This is a genomic window from Micromonospora sp. WMMD882 (genome assembly GCF_027497255.1).
GTDB lineage: Bacteria > Actinomycetota > Actinomycetes > Mycobacteriales > Micromonosporaceae > Micromonospora.
Map to the genome: position 1 here is coordinate 2,786,556 of NZ_CP114903.1, position 17,528 is coordinate 2,804,083.

The following is a 17,528-nucleotide window of genomic DNA, read 5'->3' on the forward strand; positions in this document are numbered from 1 at the left end:
CGCCGCCGGTGGCCGGCCCGGCCCGGCCACCGGCCAACCGGCCAACCGGCCAACCGGCCAACCGGCGAGCCGGCGAGCCGGCCGTTGATCAGCCGGCCAGGTGCGACCAGCGGTCGGCCAGGTCCCGCCACGGGCCCTGGTCGGCCACCGTGCCGCCGATCAGCACCACCACGTGGTCCGCCTGGCGCAGCGCCGCCCGCTTCGACGTGGACCCGACCACGGTCACCCCGGACGCACGCAACGCGGCCCACAGCGCCAGTTCGGTGGAGACGTCCAGGGCCGACGAGACGTCGTCGGCGATGAGCAGCTCGGTACGCGGCGCCAGCGCCCGGGCCAGCGCCAACCGCTGCAACTGCCCGCCGGAGAGCCGGGTGCCCTTGTGCCCGATCAGCAACCCCAGGCCACCGCCGGCTGCCGCCAGGTCGTGCTCCAACTGGGCTGTCGACACCGCGCCGGCCGCGTCCACCTCGTGGCCGAGGGCGATGTTGTCGGCCACCGTGCCGGAGAGCACCCGGGGCAACTGACCGACGTACCCGACCTGGTTGGGTCGGAGGAACAGCTCCGGCTCGGTGACCGGGTCGCCGTTCCAGGCCAGCGTGCCGGTGTGGTGCACGATCCCGGCCAGCGCCCGCAGCAGCGACGACTTGCCCGCCCCGACCGGCCCCAGCACCAGCACCAACTGGCCGCGCTCCACGGTCAGGTCGACGTCGCGGACGGCGACCGTGCCGTCCTCGTGCACGGCCCCGAACCCGCTCAGCGTCAACCGGCGCAGGGCATGCCGGGGCGCCGGCTGCGGCGCGGGCGCCGTGCCGGCGTCCAGGTCCAGGCCCGGCACCGCCGCCGAGTACGCCCCGACACCGGCCATCGCCACCGTCCGTCGGGTCCACACCCGCGCCGACGGGTACTGGGAGACCAGGGACGCCGTGGTCCACGCGAACCAGCGGGCCATGCCGAGCGCGGCGACCGCGACCAGGGTCGCGCCGGCCGACAGGCCACCGGTGAGGAACAACGCCCACGCGCCGATCGGCAGCAACCCGCTGGTCATCGACGGGGTCGAGCGGGACCACACCTGCGCGACGATCTCCCGGCGCTGCCGCTCGCTGCGGACGGTGTCCAGGCCGGCCAGGTGCCGCAGCACCGGCCGGGTGGCCCCGGCGAGCTTCACCGTCCGGGCCGCCGACAGCGACGACACCAGGGCGGTGGCGAAGGCCGCCCGGGCCGCCACGGTGGCCCGGGCGGACCGCTCCAGGCGCGGCCCGAACATGGTCGCGGCCAGACCGGAGACCACCATGGCGCCCAGGAAGAACAACCCCGGCAGCACGCTGCCGGAGATCGCCGTCATGGCCGCCGCGAGCACCAGGGCGGTGCCGTTGTCCATCACGTTGTCGGCCATCATCACCACCCGTTCGGTGTCGCCGCCCTGCGCCACCACCTCGGCCGGGGTGTGACCGCTGATCCGACGTGACCCGGTCTGACCGTGCACCAGCCGGGCGCTGATCCGCAGCATCTGCCGTACCCACCACTGCGGGAACCACAGGTTGGTGTAGTAGGGCACCGGCAGGGTGACCAGCAGCGCGGCGGCGATGCCCACGGCGGGCAGCCAGACGCTGCCACCGCTGTCGACCAGGTCCGCCCAGAGCCAGGGCAGCACCACCCCGTCCACGCCGAGCAACGAGCCCACCGTGAACAGCGTCACCGCGAACAGGCCGTACCGGGGGTCGTTGAGCACCAGCCGGCCGATCTCCCGCAGCGTCCGGGCCGGTGGGACCGGCGGCAGCGGGGGCACGGCGCGCTTCGACGACGCCCCGCCACCCGACACGACGCCGGACGACACGACGGCGCCCGACACGACGGCGCCCGACACGACGACGGACGGCGCGGCGTCGCCCGGCGCGACGACGGACGGCACGACGGCGCCCGACACGACGCCGGACGGCACGACGGCGCCCGACACGACGCCGGACGGCACGGTGGCGGACGGCTCGGTGGGCCGGGGCAGCGGCGGGCTCTCCAGTGGCTCCGGCCCGGTCAGCAGGTCCAGCCCGCCGCCGCTGCCCGCCCCCGGCCCGGCGTGGGCGTACGACGCGGCGTGGCTGGCGGCCAGCAGCGAGGCGAACCGTTCGGACTCGCGCAGCGGGCCGGCCTCCACCACCACCCCGTCGGCCATCACCACCACCTCGTCGCACTGCCGCACCGAGGAGAGCCGGTGCGCGATGACGATGCCGATCCGGTCGGTGAGCAGCCGTTCGGTGGCGCGTTGCACCCGCGCCTCGGTGACCGGGTCCAGCCGGGCGGTCGCCTCGTCGAGGATCACCACGTGCGGGTTCCGGACCAGGATCCGGGCGAACGCCACCAACTGCTCCTGCCCGGCGGAGAGGACGTACCCGCCCTCGCCCAGCCGGGTGTGCACCCCGTCGGGCAGCTCCGCGATCCACTCGTCCAGGCCCAGCTCGCGCAGGGCGCGGGCGGCGGCGTCACGCAGCTCCGGGTCGAACAGCGCGACGTTCTCGGCGAGCGTCCCGGCGAGGATCTCGGTGCGCTGCGGCACCACCGCCACGAACCGGCGCAACTGCTCGACGTCCAGGTCGAGCAGGTCCACACCGGAGAGCAGAACCGTGCCGGCGGGCAGGTCGACCGCCCGGGACAACACCTTGGCCAGCGTCGACTTGCCCGAGCCGGTCCGCCCGATCAGCGCGTACGAGCGGCCGGGCGCGAAGGTCAGGCGGACGTCCCGCAGGGCCGGCCCGCGCCCGGCCTCACTGGTCGGGTAGCGGAAGGTCAGACCCCGGATCTCCAGCTTCCCGGCGGTCGGCGGTCGGCCGCCGGTCGGCTCCTGCCGGGCCCCGGCGAGCAACTGCACCCGCGCCCACGCCCCGAGGGCCTGCTGAAGCTGCGGCACCATCCGGGTGGCGTGCTCGACGGTGCCGCCGAAGGCGATGGCGAGCAGCCAGACGGCGGTCAGTCGCGCCGCGTCCACCCGCCCGGTGACCAGCGCCCACCCGCCGCCGAGCACCACCGCGGCGATGCCGGCCCGGGTGACCCCCGCCGCCAGCGTGGTGACCCGGGCGGTCAGCAGCCAGACCCGCCGGCCCCGGCGCAGCACCCGGGCCGCCCGTTGGGCGTAGAGCCGCAGCACGTACGGGCGGGCCAGGGTGGTGCGGACGTCGTCCTGACCGTGGATGGACTCCTCCATCACCGCCGCCAGGTCCGACCAGGCTTCCTCCTCGGCCATCCGGGCCGGCCCGATCCGGGCGGTGGGGCGGCGCAGCAACGGCACCAGCAGCACCACCAACGCCACCATGCCGACCCCGGCGGGCCACCAGACCAGCAGGGCCACCCCGGCGGAGAGCACCCCGGTGGCGACCATCTGGGCCAGCCGGACGCCGACCCCGCGCAGCTCGGCGCCGACCTGGTAGACGTCCCCGTCGATCCGGTCGAGCAGCTCGCCGACGGGCGTGCCCTCCAGGGTGGGCAGATCCTGCCCGAGGGCCACCCGGCACAACCGCCGGCGGACGTCGGCCGTCCAGTCGGCGGTCAGCCCGGCCATCGTCAGGCCGATGACCACGTCGCTCAGCACGGCGACCACCAGGGCCGACGCCAGGATCACGAACAACCCGCCGGAGCGGTGCACCAGCACCGGCCCGGCCAGGGCGGAACCGGCGGCCTGCCCGGCGGCCCCGAGCACGACCAGCACCACCACCAGCCCCGTCCGGCGGGGTGAGGTGATCCACAGGTCACGGAGCAGGCGCATGGGGGATTCCCTCCGGACGTGGGGTGGCGGAACTGCCAGCCTCTCCGTGATCGCCGGAGGGCTCAACGTATTTTCCGTCCGGGTCACCGGACCGGGGCCGCCGTCGCGGGCTCAGAACAGGACGGTGGCCAGGGTGCCGACCGGCCGGAACCCGCAGCGCCGGTACACCCGCCGGGCGGGCAGGTTGAAGTCGTTGACGTACAGGCTCACCGTCGGCGCGACCCGCAGCAGGGCGTCCCGCACCACCGCCGCCATGGCCGCCGTGGCGATCCCGCGCCCCCGCCACGCCGGGTCGACCCAGACCCCCTGGACCTGCGCGGTGCGGCGGGTCACCACCGCCAGCTCGGCTTTGAAGACGACCCGGCCGTCGACGAACCGGGCGTACGCCCGACCGGTACGGACCAGCTCGGTCACCCGCCGCCGGTACCCCCGTCCCCCGTCCTCGGCGAGCGGCGACGCGCCGACCTCCTCGGTGTACATCGCCACCGCCGCCGGGAACAACGCGTCGACCTCACCGGCACGGACCTGCCGCACCTGCTGGTCGACCGGCACGCTGGGCAGCGCGTCGACCGCCAGCAGCGGCTGGTTGGGGCGTACGTCCCGGGCCGGCCCCCAGTGCCCGCAGAGGCGGTCCCAGAGCTGGAGGACGGCGTCCGCCCGCCCGACGATCGACGAGCAGAACCGTTCCTCGCCGGCCAGCAGGTCGGCGTAGGCGGCGACGGCCGACGGGTCGGCGAGCACCGGAGTGAGGTTCCCGCCCACCCAGCAGATCGACTCGAGTTGGCGGCGCGCGCCGTACCCGAGGATCCGCCCGTCCGCCCGCCACCAGGCGAGCCCGCGCGCGGCGACGCGTTCCGCCACCTGCGCGCCCGCGAAGGGGTCGCGGTCGAGCAGCCGCTCGACCGCGCGACGCTCCGACTCGCCCAACTGCCGCACCGGCACCGTCAGCACGGGTACCAGCCTGCCAGACGCACCCCGCCTCGCGCCGGTCGAGCCGACGACTGCGCCCGACTCAGTGCACGCTGACGGTCGGGCCGGGGAGCAGGTCGCGCAGGTCGTCCGGGAGCTCGGCGCCCATCTCGTCGGCGATCCGCAGCGCCTCCTCGATCAGGGTCTCCACGATCTGCGCCTCGGGGACGGTCTTGACCACCTTGCCCTTGACGAAGATCTGGCCCTTGCCGTTGCCGGAGGCGACGCCGAGGTCGGCCTCGCGGGCCTCGCCCGGACCGTTGACGACGCAGCCCATCACGGCCACCCGCAGCGGCACCGGCAGCCCCTCCAGGCCGGCGGTGACCTCCTCGGCGAGCTTGTAGACGTCCACCTGGGCCCGGCCGCAGGACGGGCAGGAGACGATCTCCAGGCCACGCTCGCGCAGGCCGAGCGACTCCAGGATCTGGTTGCCGACCTTGATCTCCTCGACCGGCGGGGCGGAGAGCGAGACCCGGATGGTGTCGCCGATCCCCTCGGCCAGCAGCGCGCCGAACGCCACCGCCGACTTGATGGTGCCCTGGAAGGCCGGACCGGCCTCGGTCACCCCGAGGTGCAGCGGGTAGTCGCACCGCTCGGCGAGCTGCCGGTACGCCCGGATCATCACCACCGGGTCGTTGTGCTTGACCGAGATCTTGATGTCCCGGAAGCCGTGCTCCTCGAACAGCGAGCACTCCCACAGCGCCGACTCGACGAGCGCCTCGGCGGTGGCCTTGCCGTACTTGGTGAGGAGACGCTTGTCCAGCGAGCCGGCGTTCACGCCGATCCGGATCGGCACGCCCGCGTCACCGGCCGCCTTGGCGATCTCCTTGACCTTGTCGTCGAACTGCCGGATGTTGCCCGGGTTGACCCGGACCGCCGCGCAGCCGGCGTCGATCGCGGCGAAGACGTACTTCGGCTGGAAGTGGATGTCGGCGATCACCGGGAGCTGCGACTTCTTCGCGATCGTCGGCAGCGCCTCCACGTCGTCCTGGGAGGGCACGGCCACCCGGACGATCTGGCAGCCGGCGGCGGTCAGCTCGGCGATCTGCTGGAGCGTGGCGTTGACGTCGGCCGTGAGGGTGGTGGTCATCGACTGGACGGAGACCGGCGCGCCGCCGCCGACCGGCACCGGGCCGACCATGATCTGGCGGCTGTGGCGGCGGGGCGCCAGCGCCGGGGGCGGGACGGCGGGCATACCGAGACTGACAGCGGTCACTTCAAACACTCACCTTGAGAAGAGCGTGATCGGGTTGACGACGTCCGCCGTGATGGTCAGCAGCGTGAACACGCCGCCGACCAGGATCACCGCGTACGTGACGGGCATGAGCTTGAGGTAGTCGACGCGGCCCGGGTCGGGGCGGCCGAACCGGGCGTACGCCCAGCTCCGGACCCGTTCGAACCAGGCGATGGCGATGTGGCCGCCGTCCAGCGGCAGCAGGGGCAGCAGGTTGAACACGCCGATGAAGAAGTTCAGTGAGATGAACAGCAGGACGAACAGCTCCCAGGCGTCGTTGGCGACCGCCTCACCGCCGAGCCGGCTGGCGCCGACCACGCTGATCGGGGTGTCCATGTCGCGTTCGCCGCCGCCGATCGCCGCCCAGAGGGCGGGGACCTTCTGCGGGATGCGCTTCATCGCCTCGTACGTGCCGACGGCCATGTTGCCGGTGTACTCGGCGGTCGCGCCGAACGCGTCCACCGGGCCGTAGGTGACCATGGTGGGCGTGCTGGGGCGCAGGCCGACGCCGAGCGCGGCGACCGTGCCGACCGGCCCTTCCGGGTCGTCCAGCGGCGGGCGCTGGGTGCTGGCGAGGGTGGCCCGGGTGGTGGCCGGCTGGCCGTCGCGGACGTACCCGATCTCGGCGGCGCTGCCCGGGGTCGCGCCGCGCAGCGCGGTGAGCAGCTCGCCGTAGTTGGTGATCGGGGCGCCGTTGAAGGAGGTGATCCGGTCGCCGTCGCGGAGCTGGGCCTGGCCGGCCGGGCTCGGCGGGTCGGCGGGGGTGCAGGCCCGGATGGCGTTCTCCGGCACCACGCACTCGCCGAGCGCCACCACGGCGGGCTCCTTGCGGGCCTGCTCGTCGGTGGTCGGGTAGTCGGGGTTGGGCAGCCCCATGAAGACGGCGGCCAGCCAGAGGGCGACGACGGCGAGCGCGAAGTGGGTGACCGAGCCGGCGGACATCACGATCGTCCGCTTCCAGACCGGGTACTTCCACATCACCCGGTGCTGGTCGCCCGGGTCGACGTCGTCGTCCTGCGGCGTCATGCCGACGATCTTGCAGAAGCCGCCGAGCGGGATGCCCTTGACGCCGTACTCGGTCTCGCCGCGCCGGAACGACCAGAGCGTCGGGCCGAACCCGACGAAGTACTTCGTCACCTTCATCCCGAAGGCCTTGGCGGTGACCAGGTGCCCCGCCTCGTGGAGGCTTACCGAGATGAGGATGGCCAGGGCGAAGAGCACCACCCCGAGCAGGTACGCCATCAAGCTCCTTCCACCGACGCCGCGATGATCTGTCGCGCGTGCGCGCGTGCCCAGGACTCTGCGGCGAGCACGTCCTCGACGGTACCTGGTTGGTCGAAATCGGGGGCGGCCTCCAGCACCCGCTCCAGGGTGTCGACGATGCCCAGGAAGGGCAGCCGCCCGGCGACGAACGCGGCCACGCACTCCTCGTTCGCCGCGTTGTAGATCGCCGGACGGCACCGGCCGGCCGTCCCGGCCGCCTTGGCCAGCGCCACCGCCGGGAACGCCTCGTCGTCCAGCGGGAGAAACTCCCAGGTGTGCGCGGCGCTCCAGTCGACAGCCGTGGCGGCCCCGGCGACCCGGTCCGGCCAGCCCAGCCCGAGCGCGATCGGCAGCCGCATGTCCGGCGGGCTGGCCTGGGCGATCGTGGAGCCGTCCACGAACTCCACCATCGAGTGGATCACCGACTGCGGGTGCACCGTCACGGTGATGTCGGCGTACGGCACGTCGAACAGCTCGTGCGCCTCGATCACCTCCAGCGCCTTGTTGACCATGGTGGCCGAGTTGATGGTGACGACCGGGCCCATGTTCCAGGTGGGGTGGGCGAGCGCCTGCTCGGGCGTGACCTGCGTCAACTCGTCCCGCCGTCGGCCCCGGAACGGGCCGCCGCTGGCGGTGACGATCAGCCGCCGCACCTCGCCCCGCGACCCGGACCGCAGGCACTGGGCCAGCGCCGAGTGTTCGGAGTCGACCGGCACGATCTGCCCCGGCCGGGTCTGGGCGGCCTTCACCAGGGGGCCGCCGGCGACCAGCGACTCCTTGTTGGCCAGCGCGAGCGTACGGCCGGCGCGCAGCGCGGCCAGGGTCGGCGCGAGCCCGAGCGAGCCGACCACCCCGTTGAGCACGATGTCGGCCGGCCAGGCGGCCAGCTCGGTCATCGCGTCCGGCCCGGCGACGATCTTCGGGATCCGGAAGTCGCCGGTGGCGTACCCGCGCCGGCTCGCCTCGGCGTAGAAGGCGAGCTGGAGGTCCTGGGCGGCGGACGCCTTGGCCACCCCGACCGCCTCGACGCCCAGTTCGAGCGCCTGGGCGGCGAGCAGCTCGACGTTTCCGCCGCCGGCGCCCAACGCCACCACCCGGAACCGGTCCGGATCGCGTCGCACGATGTCGATGGCCTGGGTCCCGACGGACCCGGTCGAGCCGAGCAGGACCAGCTCACGCGGAGATGTCACCCGGACATTGTCCCCCACCCCCGCACCGCGTCCCGCCCACCCCTTGGTCGTCGGACGACGCCCGGCCGACCAGCGGCGTCGCCGTCCCCGGCCCCGCGCGGGGCGCATCTCCCCATGGATCAGCGCCGCGTCGCCGGTCGCCACGCCGCCGCTCACCGCGCCGCCGCTCGCCACGCCCGCCGCACGCCGGATGACCACCGTCCGGCCGCCAGCCCCCGGTTGGCCGCCCGTGCCCCGGGCGCCCCTCACGGACGCCCCTCCCACCAGGGCTCTGCCGGCCACCTCTCCGCTTCCTCCTTCTTCGCCTCCGCCCCTCCGTCCCCCTCACCACCCTTCCGGCCCCTTTGCTCTGCACCCCCCGACGCGCCGTTTCGTCCGACGCCGCTGTCGCGTCGGGGGGTGCAGAGCAAAGGGTGGGGAACGGAGACGTGAGGCGTCCTGATGGCTACTCTGCGCATTCGCGGCAGCCCGTGGGGCGCGGCCTCGCCGGCGGACGCCCGCCGGTGTCGACCTGGCGGGCATCGCGCCGCCGGGCACCGCCCCGGCGGGTGGTCGGCGGTCTGGGCAATGACCGCCGACCACCGTCCTGCGAGCAACGCGCGGGGTGGTCGCCCACCGGTCGCCGTGGTCGGCGGCCGGGGCCCGGTCGGGCCGGCTGACCCGAACCGACGGAGTCGAGGTCCGTCGATGTAGAAAGTACTGGACCGCCCTGCGGCGCTGTCAACGATTTCCGGAAACATTTCGGAAACTCCGACTGGCCCAGCCTGCCGCAGTCGACGGTTGACGCAGCTCACCGGCTGGGCTGACCAGCCACATGGGACGACCCACCGAAACGACCAGGGGCGGAGATCCTCGACCGGCCCGGCAGCATCGAAACTTGCAGGGGCTTTCGGAATCGTGGCGCGGGCCGACATGCGTGACGGGGCGGGTGGCCGCCCGTCACAGGGCCGCCACGACCGGCCGACCCGCCCCACCCGGCATCACCCGGCGGACAGCCGTCCCCACACCGCCGCCGGGGGCCCGCCACCGCTTCCGTCTCCCGACCGCCCGGCCGCAGATTGGAGGAACACCCCACGTTGGGAGGCACGCCGATGGCTCGCGTTCCGAAACCCGTACCGCTGGCGGTGCGGCACCGTCGCGACTGGTCGCGGCGCCGGCTCGGCCGTTACTGCGTCTGTGGGCTGCGCTGGCGCTGCCCGGACCGGTTGGCACGGGTGCCGGTCGAGGAGCCCGGCCCGCCGTTCCGCCGGACCGACCGGGTCGGGTGACGGGTCAGGGCCGGTCAGGGCCGGCAGGAACGATGGGCGGGGACCGGGACGACCGCCGGTACGCCGTCGGCGATGATCTCGCCCAGCGCGGCCACCAGGCGGTCGACGTGCTCGGCGGTGGTGCCCAGCCCGATGCTGGCGCGGACGGCGGTCGGTGGCACGTCGCGGCGACCCAGGCGGGCCGCCGCCCCGGCCAGCAGCCGCCGGCTCAGCGGGTGCGCGCAGAACAGCCCGTCCCGGACGCCGATCCCGTGTTCCCGGCCCAGGCGTGCGCTGACCTGCGCGGAGTCCATCCCGGCCACCACGAACGACACGATGCCCACCCGGGGCGCCGCCGGCCCGAACAGGCTCAGCTCGGCCACCCCGGGCAGGGCGGTCAGCCCCTCCCGCAGGCGGGCCAGGAGCGTCTGCTCCCGGGCCCGCAACACGGCGCGGTCGGCTTCCTGCAACGCCGCGCACACCGCGCCCAGGGTCACCGCGCCGAACAGGTTGGGGGTGCCGGCCTCGTGCCGGGCCGGCCCGTCGGCCCACCGGATGTCGTGGGTGGCCGCGCCGACGTAGGCGCTCGCCCCGCCGCCGGCCAGGTACGGCGACGCCGCCTCCAGCCAGTCGCCCCGGCCGACCAGCACGCCCGCGCCGAACGGGGCGTAGAGCTTGTGACCGGACAGCGCCAGGTAGTCCGCGCCGAGCTCGTCGAGGTCGATCGGCTCGTGCGGGGCGAGCTGCGCGGCGTCGACCACGGTACGGGCGCCGTGCCGGCGGGCGACGGCCGACAACACGGCCACCGGCCAGCGTTCGCCTGTCACGTTGCTCGCCCCGGTGACGCTGACCACCAGCGGACGGGTGTCGTTGCCGCGGGTCAGCTCGGTCAGCGCGGCGTGCAGCGAGCGGACCGCGTCGTCCGGGGTCGCGGGAGCGGGCAGCCGGACGGTTCCCGCCGGCCACGGCAGCAGGTTCGAGTGGTGCTCGCCCTCGAAGGTGATCACCGTGGCGCCGGCGGGCAACGCCCGGGCCAGCAGGTTCAGGGCGTCCGTGGTGTTCCGGGTGAAGATGACCAGATCGTCGGGGCGGGCCCCGACGAAGTCGGCGACGGCCTGCCGGGCCTCCTCGTACGCCAGGGTGCAGCGCTGGGAGAGCGCGCCCGCGCCCCGGTGCACGCTAGCGTACCAGGGCAGCAGCTCGGCCAGCGCGGTGGCCGCCGCGACCGCGCACGGCGCGGACGCCGCGTAGTCGAGGTTGACCTGGCCGGGCACACCGAGGACGTCCAGCGGGCCACGGCCGGGCGTCGTGGCGAGCAGCGCGGACGTGCCGGTTACGGTAGCGAGGACGGACTGCACAGCCACCTCCGAGTTTCAGGTCCCCGGCGAGCGCGCGACGGGGTCCGCGACCGCCCGACGTGGGCCGTCGGGCCTGCTTGTGGTGCCGGGTGTGAAAACGGTGTGCCGGGCGGGACGGAAACGGTCCGCCCGGCGCGCCGGGCGGACCGGCCCGGTCTCAGGCGTCGAAGGCGGGCATGACCTGGCCGTTGGGGTTCCACGAGGCCAGGAACATGGGCTGGCGGGACACGTCCATCATCTCCAGCCGCACCCCCAGGCTCTCCACCCGGTGGTAGGTGTACGGCCGGCCGAACGGGCAGCCGCTGAACTCCTGGGGCATCCCCTGCTCGGTCAGCCGGCGGGAGCTCTCCTCCACCGAGCGGGTCCAGAATCCGATGTGGTCGCAGCGGGCGCCGAGGGTGGAGTCCCAGGGGCTGCCGGCCGGGCCCTGGATCAGCTCGAAGTACGGGGATCCGGTCTGCGAGAACGCCATCTGGTACTCCCAGGGGCCGATCGCGTCGTCACGTACCTCGCCCCACTCGACGCCCACCGACCGGCTGAGGTCCGCCATGGCCTGCTTGATGTCGGGGACGACGAAACAGATGTGGTAGAAGGTGGTCACTGCTTCCGCCTCTCGTGATGACGTCCGCTGCCGGCCGTCTGTCCAGGGCCGACCGCGGCCGGGCCCGTTCCGTTGTCAGGCCAGCTTCTCCAGCAGGCCGAGCACCTCCGCCGGGGACGGCAGGCCGGCGATCTCCCGGGCCAGGTCGGCCGCTCGTTCGCGGTAGCTCGACGTGGTCAGCAGCTCCTCGCTCGCCGCGGTCAACGCCTCGGGCGTGTCCTGCCCCGGCAGCAGCATCAGCGCCGCGCCGTGTTCGGCCAGGCGGCGGGAGGGCGCGAGCAGCTTGGGCATGTTCGGCACGAGGAGCTGCGGCACGCCGCAGGCCATCGCGGTGAGCGCGGTGCCGCCGCCGGCGTGGTGCACGACCAGGTCGCAGGTGCGGGCGACCACGTCCAGCGGCAGCCAGCCGACCCGTACCCCGAGCCGTTCGGACAGGTCGCCGGCGACCGCCGACGGCGCCGCGACGACCACCTCCGCGTCCAGGCGGGCGAGCTTGCCGACCAGGTCCACCAGGTAGTCGTAGAAGTTGTCCGGGGCGACCTTCGTCCCGGCGGTCACGCACACCCGGCGGGCGCCGGCGCGGCGGTACATCCAGGGTTCCAGCGGACGTTGGAGGTTGGCCGGCACGTACCGCATCGGTTGGGCCGCCGGCGCGTCGGTCGGACGCAGGCTCGGCGGGCAGATGTCGATCCACAGGTCGGCGGCGGGTACCCCGGCCAGTCCGAGCTCCGCCAGCTCCGGGGCGAGCTCCTGCTCGGCGGCCACGTCCACCACCGGCGGCTCACCGGTGTCCCACGAGTGCCGCACGTACGGCACGCCGAGGCGGGCGGCCAGCAGCGGCGCGGCGAAGTTGAGGAAGCCGCCGACCACGACGTCCGGACGCCAGTCCCGGCAGAGCTCCAGCAACGGGGGCAGGCAGGCGGCGGCGAGGCGGCCGAAGCCGTACCCGATCCAGCGCATGTGGTCGTCCGGGTCGGTCGGCTCGGGGACCGGCGTGCCGGACCGGTCGGCGGTGATGAACCGGCGGATCGGGGTGGCCGACAGGCGGACGGCGGGCAGGCCGGCGCCGGTGATGGCGGGCATGGTCTCCTCGATGGAGGCGACGAAGACCTCGTGTCCCGCGTTGCGCGCGCTGGTGGCCAGCGGCACCAGCGGGAAGACGGTGGCCGGGCTGCCGCCGGTGACGAAAAGGATCCGCACGGGAACTCCCAGAGGTCGAGGTGAGGGGCGGGGGTGGGTCAGCGGGCCGGCCGGGGTCGGGCGTCGTCGCCCGCCGGGCCTGCGGTGGGCGGCAGGACGCGCCGGAACCGACCCCACCGGCGTACGGCGGGCAGCTCCACGAAGGTGTGCAGGAGGTAGGCCAGTCCCACGCTGAGCAGCAGGCCGCACAGGGCGAGCAGCAGACCGCCGGTGGTGGAGAGGTGCCGGTCGAAGCCGACACCGGCCCGGAGCAGGATCAGGACCAGCTCGTGGACCAGGTAGAACGCGAAGGACAGCTCGCCCAGCCGGCGCATGACGGGGTGGCCCAACCAGCCGCTGACGGTCCGCCGGTGGACGCCGCCGCGCGGGGCGGCCACCCCGTCGCCCCGCTCCGCGACGGCCAGGGCCGCGATGAGCAGCGCCAGCGGGACGATCGTGGCCGCGTCGACGGTGTACGTCATCGGGGTGACCGTGCCGAGGAGGTACCCGCCCGCCGTGAGCAGCGCGGCCGCGGTGACCGGGAGCCGGATCCACCGCCCGCTGAGCACGATGCGGGCCATCAGCATGCCGAGCCCGAAGTCGAGCAGGCGGCTCGGTGGGAAGATGTAGAGCGACCACAGTCGGGGCACCGACTGGCCTTCGAGGATGGTGCCGTCGAAGACCTCGCCGAAGGTCGGCTCCGCCGGCAGGAGCAGGTGGGCGGCCGTCGGCAGGGCCGCGATCACCAGGACGACCGCGCCGGCGCAGAGCCACAGCCGGTCGGCGGAAATCCGGCTGACCACCGGCAGCAGCACCGGGAACGCCAGGTAGAACAGCAGCTCGCAGGAGAGCGACCAGCTCGGCCCGTTCACCGAGAGGAAGACGTCCACGTCGGGCGCCCAGGACTGCAGCAGCAGGGCGTTGAGCAGCGCGGTGACCGGCCCGGTGCTGGTCGCGGCGAAGAGGAGCATCGCCATCGCATAGGTGACCAGGTGGTTCGGGAAGATCTTGACCAGCCGACGGCGGAGGAAGCCGAGGTAGGTGTCGCCCGGCCGGACCGACCAGGTGAGCACGAAGCCGCTGAGCACGAAGAAGAAGGAGACCCCGATCGCGCCGGCCGTCCTGGTCAGCAGGGGAAGCGAACCGCCGAGCCAGCTCTCCGGCGCGAAGACGCTCAGCGTGGCGATGTGGAAGAGAAAGACCATAAAGGCGGCCAGGAACCGCGCGCCGGTCAATGTGTCCAAACGAGCAGAAGCCCTTCCGCCCTTCCCCGTATTAGTCGATCCGGGGTTGGCGAGGTCACTGTCCGACAACACGTCAACTCCTCGAAGCATTGACCGGAGTTAGTCATCCTCCGGTTGCCGTCCGATCATCACGGCCGGCACAATTCTGGCAGAGGGCATCGCGTGAAGACAGCTTCGGTGATGGCCCTTCACGGTCTTGGCCGCACCTGGACAACATCGCGCCGCACCTTCCGGACAGGCCGTTTCACCTGCTCCGACACGGGTCACGCCGGCGCCGCGCCGGGCCGGCGACGGTCACTGCGTTGCCAGCGCATCCCGCGACTGGAATCATTCGAGTCCGCCCGCCGGGCGTCCCGCCGCCCGGCCGGCGAATCCGCCAGCACAGCCGCCCGACGGGACGGCCAGCCTCATTTCGGGAACGGAAACGCCATGCCACACGTCGCATTAACCGACCATTCCGCAGCCGCCCCGCAGCGGCGTGCCGACGAGGTTCACGCCCTGCTCGACCTCGCCTCGGAGCTGGCCGACAAGGAGCTCGCGCCCCGGGCGGACGACTTCGAGGCACGCGCCGAGTTCCCCCGCGCGGTGCTGCGCACCCTGGGCCGGGCCGGCCTGCTGAGCCTGCCCTACCCCGTCGATTACGGCGGCGGCGGGCAGAGCTACGAGACGTACCTGGCCGTGTTGGAGATCCTGGCCCGCCGCTGGCTCTGCGTCGCCCAGTCGGTGAACATCCACGTGCTGTCCTGTTACGGGCTGGCCCACCACGGCAGCCCGGAGCAGCGGGAGCGGCTGCTCCCGGAGATGCTCGGCGGGGACCTGCTCGGCGCGAACTGCGTCTCCGAGCCGGAGGCCGGCTCGGACGTGTCGGCGATCGCCTGCCGGGCCACCCGGGAGGACGGCCACTGGACGGTCACCGGGACGAAGGCCTGGACCAGCCACGCCGGCCAGGCGGACTTCTACAACGTCTTCTGCCGTACCGGCGGGCCGGGGGTGCGTGGCCTCTCCCTGCTGCTGGCCGACGCGCGGCTGGCCGGTCTGCACGTGCAGCGACCGGAACGCAAGATGGGCGTCCGGTCGTCGCCGACCGCGACCGTGGTGTTCGACGGCGCCCGGGTGCCGGCGGACCGGATGATCGGCCGGCCCGGCAAGGGTTTCCTGATCGCCACCGGGCTGTTCGACCGGGGACGGCTGGGCATCGCCGCCTGCGCGGTCGGGCTGGCCACCGCGGCCCTGGAGCACGCCCTGGCGTACGCCCGGAGCCGGCAGCAGTTCGGCCAGCCGGTCGCCGAGTTCCAGGGGGTGAGTTTCCTGCTCGCCGACATCTCCACCCAGCTCGCCGCGGCCCGCGCGCTCGTCCGCGAGGCGGCCCGCGCGTTGGACGCGGGCGCCGACCCCAACCACGTGACCGCGATGGCCGCCCGGGCCAAGCTGTTCGCCACCGACACGGCCATGCGCGCCACCACCGACGCCGTGCAGATCCTCGGCGGGTACGGCTACGTGCAGGACCATCCGGTCGAACGCTGGATGCGGGAGGCGAAGCTGTTGCAGCTCATCGAGGGCACCAACCAGATCCAGCGGGTAGTGATCGCCCGCAACCTCTGAGCGGGCGCGGCCGGCGGCACGCTTACCGCGTTCCGCCGGCGGCACGCTTACCGCGTTCCGGCCCGCCCGGCGCTGAGCGTCGACGTGCCCCGGCCGGCGCCGGGCGTGGGCGGGCCGCCCCGGGCGGCGTCGGGCTTCGGCGGGCCGACCCGGGCACCGCCGGGCGTCGGCGTGCCGTGCAGCAGCGCCGCCAGGGCGTCCCGCAGGGCGCCGGCCGGGTCGGGGTCCGCCGTGGTCGCGCGCCAGGCGACGAACCCGTCCGGGCGGACCAGCAGCGCGCCGTGGTCACCGATGCCGACTGTCGTCGTCCAACCGTCCGGGTCGGCGACCTCCCGCCCCGGGCCGACCCGGTACGCCTGCAGGCCGACCGGGAACCAGTGGGCCGCCTCGGCCGCCGCCGCCCACCACGCCGTGCCGTCCGCCCCGGTGAACAGGGTGAACCGCCCGGCGACCAGGTCCAGGCTGGAGACCCGCCGACCGGCCGGCGCCAGCCAGCCGTGGGGAAGCCGGGAGCCCGGCGCGCCGTCGAGCGCCCGCCCGACGTCCTCGGTGGACGGTGGCGTCGGCTGCGGGTTGACCACCGCCGCCGAGTCGTAGCGGTAGCCCAGGTGCACCACGGGGGCGTTGACCGCGCCGGCCGCGGCCCGTCGGGCGGCGCCCTCGGCCCCCCGGGCCCAGTGCAGGCCGGGGTCGGCGAGCCGCAGCATGGCCTGTTCCCGTACGGCGAGCGCCACCGGCCGGCGTTCGGCCTCGTACGTGTCCAGCAGTTCCTCGCCGGCCCGGTCGGCGAGGACCAGGGCGAGTTTCCAGGCGAGGTTGTGCGAGTCCGCCACCCCGGTGTTCATCCCGAACGCCCCGACCGGCGGCACCACGTGCGCGGCGTCCCCGGCCAGGAGGACCCGGCCGACCCGGAACCGGTCGGCCACCGTCGCCTGCGCCTGCCACGGCAGGACGCTGACCACCTCCACCGGCAGGTCGGCCTGACCGACGGCGGTGCGGATCAGCTCCCGGCAGCGGGCCGGGGTGAACGCCTCGACCGGCTCGGTCGCCGGGTCGTGGTAGAAGTGGTAGATCCACTGGCGGTCGCCGTCCACCGGCAGCAGGCCGCCCGGGGCGTCCGGGTGGGTGACGTCGCAGACGATGAAGGTGTGGCCGCCGGTGATCGCCGCCAGGTCGCTCTCGAACAGCACGCTGATTACCGGTCGGCCCAGCGGCCCCGGGCCGGTGACGCCGACCCCGAGCCGCGAGCGGACCGCGCTGCGGGCCCCGTCCGCCGCGACCAGGTAGCGGGCCCGGACCGTGGTCGGCCCGGCCGGGCCGGTGAGGACGGCGGTCACCCCGGCGTCGTCCTGGGTGAACGACGTCAGCTCGGTGTCGAACTCGACGCTCGCCCCGTGCTCCCGCGCGGCCGTGAGCACCACCGTGTCGAGGCGGCTCTGCGGGCAGGTGCCCCGCAGATGCTGCGGGGTGACGTGGTCGACGTCGCGGGTACGCGGCGGCGCGGCGGCGCTCAGCGCGGCCAGGTCGGCCTCGGCCAGCGTCCGGGACGAGAACATCTGCAGGTTGCTGCCGGACATGTCCATGCAGACCGCGTCGACGGCGTCGGCGATGCCCGCCTCCCGCAACAGCTCCACGGTACGGGGGCCGATGCCCATGGCGCGTGGGTGCCGCAGCGGCGCGGGGTGCCGGTCCACGCACAGGGTCGACACCCCGTGCCGGGCGAGGAACAGCGCCGCGAAGAGGCCGACGGTGCTGCCTCCCACGACCAGAACCTCGACCTGCCTGCTACGCATTGGGGGCCCCTTCCGGGCGGAGTTGACGGGACGTGCCGCCCGGCCGGGCAGGCGGACGCCGTGACCGGGCGGGCGGTTTCGGGACCGGACAGGTGAC

The 17,528-nt window shown here is 74.2% G+C and carries 12 protein-coding genes; 2 read left to right on the top strand and 10 right to left on the bottom strand.

Annotated features, from left to right (window positions below; all coding sequences use genetic code 11):
* Positions 1 to 88: 88 nt before the first annotated feature.
* From O7606_RS11285 to dxr, 5 genes are all read right to left on the bottom strand, one after another.
* The gene (locus O7606_RS11285) at positions 89 to 3,751 is read right to left on the bottom strand and encodes an ABC transporter ATP-binding protein (protein ID WP_281599005.1); all 3,663 of its coding nucleotides are present in this window, start codon (positions 3,749 to 3,751) and stop codon (positions 89 to 91) included.
* A gap of 111 nt (positions 3,752 to 3,862) precedes the next feature.
* On the bottom strand, positions 3,863 to 4,702 hold the full coding sequence (locus O7606_RS11290) for a DUF4081 domain-containing GNAT family N-acetyltransferase (RefSeq protein WP_281599006.1): 840 nt from the start codon (positions 4,700 to 4,702) through the stop codon (positions 3,863 to 3,865).
* A 61-nt stretch (positions 4,703 to 4,763) separates the two neighbouring features.
* Positions 4,764 to 5,936, bottom strand: a complete 1,173-nt coding sequence (gene ispG, locus O7606_RS11295) for a flavodoxin-dependent (E)-4-hydroxy-3-methylbut-2-enyl-diphosphate synthase (protein WP_281599007.1) — start codon at positions 5,934 to 5,936, stop codon at positions 4,764 to 4,766.
* 9 nt (positions 5,937 to 5,945) lie between these two features.
* Positions 5,946 to 7,196, bottom strand: a complete 1,251-nt coding sequence (locus tag O7606_RS11300) for a site-2 protease family protein (protein WP_281599008.1) — start codon at positions 7,194 to 7,196, stop codon at positions 5,946 to 5,948.
* Positions 7,196 to 8,407, bottom strand: a complete 1,212-nt coding sequence (gene dxr / locus O7606_RS11305; RefSeq protein ID WP_281599009.1) for a 1-deoxy-D-xylulose-5-phosphate reductoisomerase — start codon at positions 8,405 to 8,407, stop codon at positions 7,196 to 7,198. Before dxr ends, O7606_RS11300 begins: the two co-directional genes overlap by 1 nt.
* Before the next feature lie 1,091 nt (positions 8,408 to 9,498).
* On the opposite strand from dxr, the gene O7606_RS11310 reads away from it, so the two are divergent.
* Positions 9,499 to 9,675, top strand: coding sequence for a hypothetical protein (locus tag O7606_RS11310; protein ID WP_281599010.1), 177 nt, complete (start codon positions 9,499 to 9,501; stop codon positions 9,673 to 9,675).
* A gap of 14 nt (positions 9,676 to 9,689) precedes the next feature.
* Here O7606_RS11310 and O7606_RS11315 read toward each other — a convergent pair whose 3' ends face one another.
* From O7606_RS11315 to O7606_RS11330, 4 genes are all read right to left on the bottom strand, one after another.
* Positions 9,690 to 10,973: an aminotransferase class V-fold PLP-dependent enzyme gene (locus O7606_RS11315; protein WP_281599620.1), complete on the bottom strand. Its 1,284-nt coding sequence runs from the start codon at positions 10,971 to 10,973 to the stop codon at positions 9,690 to 9,692.
* 196 nt (positions 10,974 to 11,169) lie between these two features.
* The gene (locus tag O7606_RS11320; RefSeq protein ID WP_281599011.1) at positions 11,170 to 11,613 is read right to left on the bottom strand and encodes a VOC family protein; all 444 of its coding nucleotides are present in this window, start codon (positions 11,611 to 11,613) and stop codon (positions 11,170 to 11,172) included.
* A gap of 75 nt (positions 11,614 to 11,688) precedes the next feature.
* Positions 11,689 to 12,813, bottom strand: coding sequence for a nucleotide disphospho-sugar-binding domain-containing protein (locus O7606_RS11325; protein WP_281599012.1), 1,125 nt, complete (start codon positions 12,811 to 12,813; stop codon positions 11,689 to 11,691).
* A 38-nt stretch (positions 12,814 to 12,851) separates the two neighbouring features.
* The gene (locus tag O7606_RS11330) at positions 12,852 to 14,036 is read right to left on the bottom strand and encodes an acyltransferase (RefSeq protein ID WP_281599013.1); all 1,185 of its coding nucleotides are present in this window, start codon (positions 14,034 to 14,036) and stop codon (positions 12,852 to 12,854) included.
* A gap of 429 nt (positions 14,037 to 14,465) precedes the next feature.
* Between O7606_RS11330 and O7606_RS11335 the strand changes: the two genes are divergently transcribed.
* Positions 14,466 to 15,638: an acyl-CoA dehydrogenase family protein gene (locus O7606_RS11335; protein ID WP_281599014.1), complete on the top strand. Its 1,173-nt coding sequence runs from the start codon at positions 14,466 to 14,468 to the stop codon at positions 15,636 to 15,638.
* A 47-nt stretch (positions 15,639 to 15,685) separates the two neighbouring features.
* On the opposite strand, the gene O7606_RS11340 is transcribed toward O7606_RS11335, so the two are convergent.
* A complete protein-coding gene (locus tag O7606_RS11340; RefSeq protein WP_281599015.1) occupies positions 15,686 to 17,431 on the bottom strand; it encodes an FAD-dependent monooxygenase in 1,746 nt (581 codons plus the stop codon).
* Between the last annotated feature and the right edge of the window lie 97 nt (positions 17,432 to 17,528).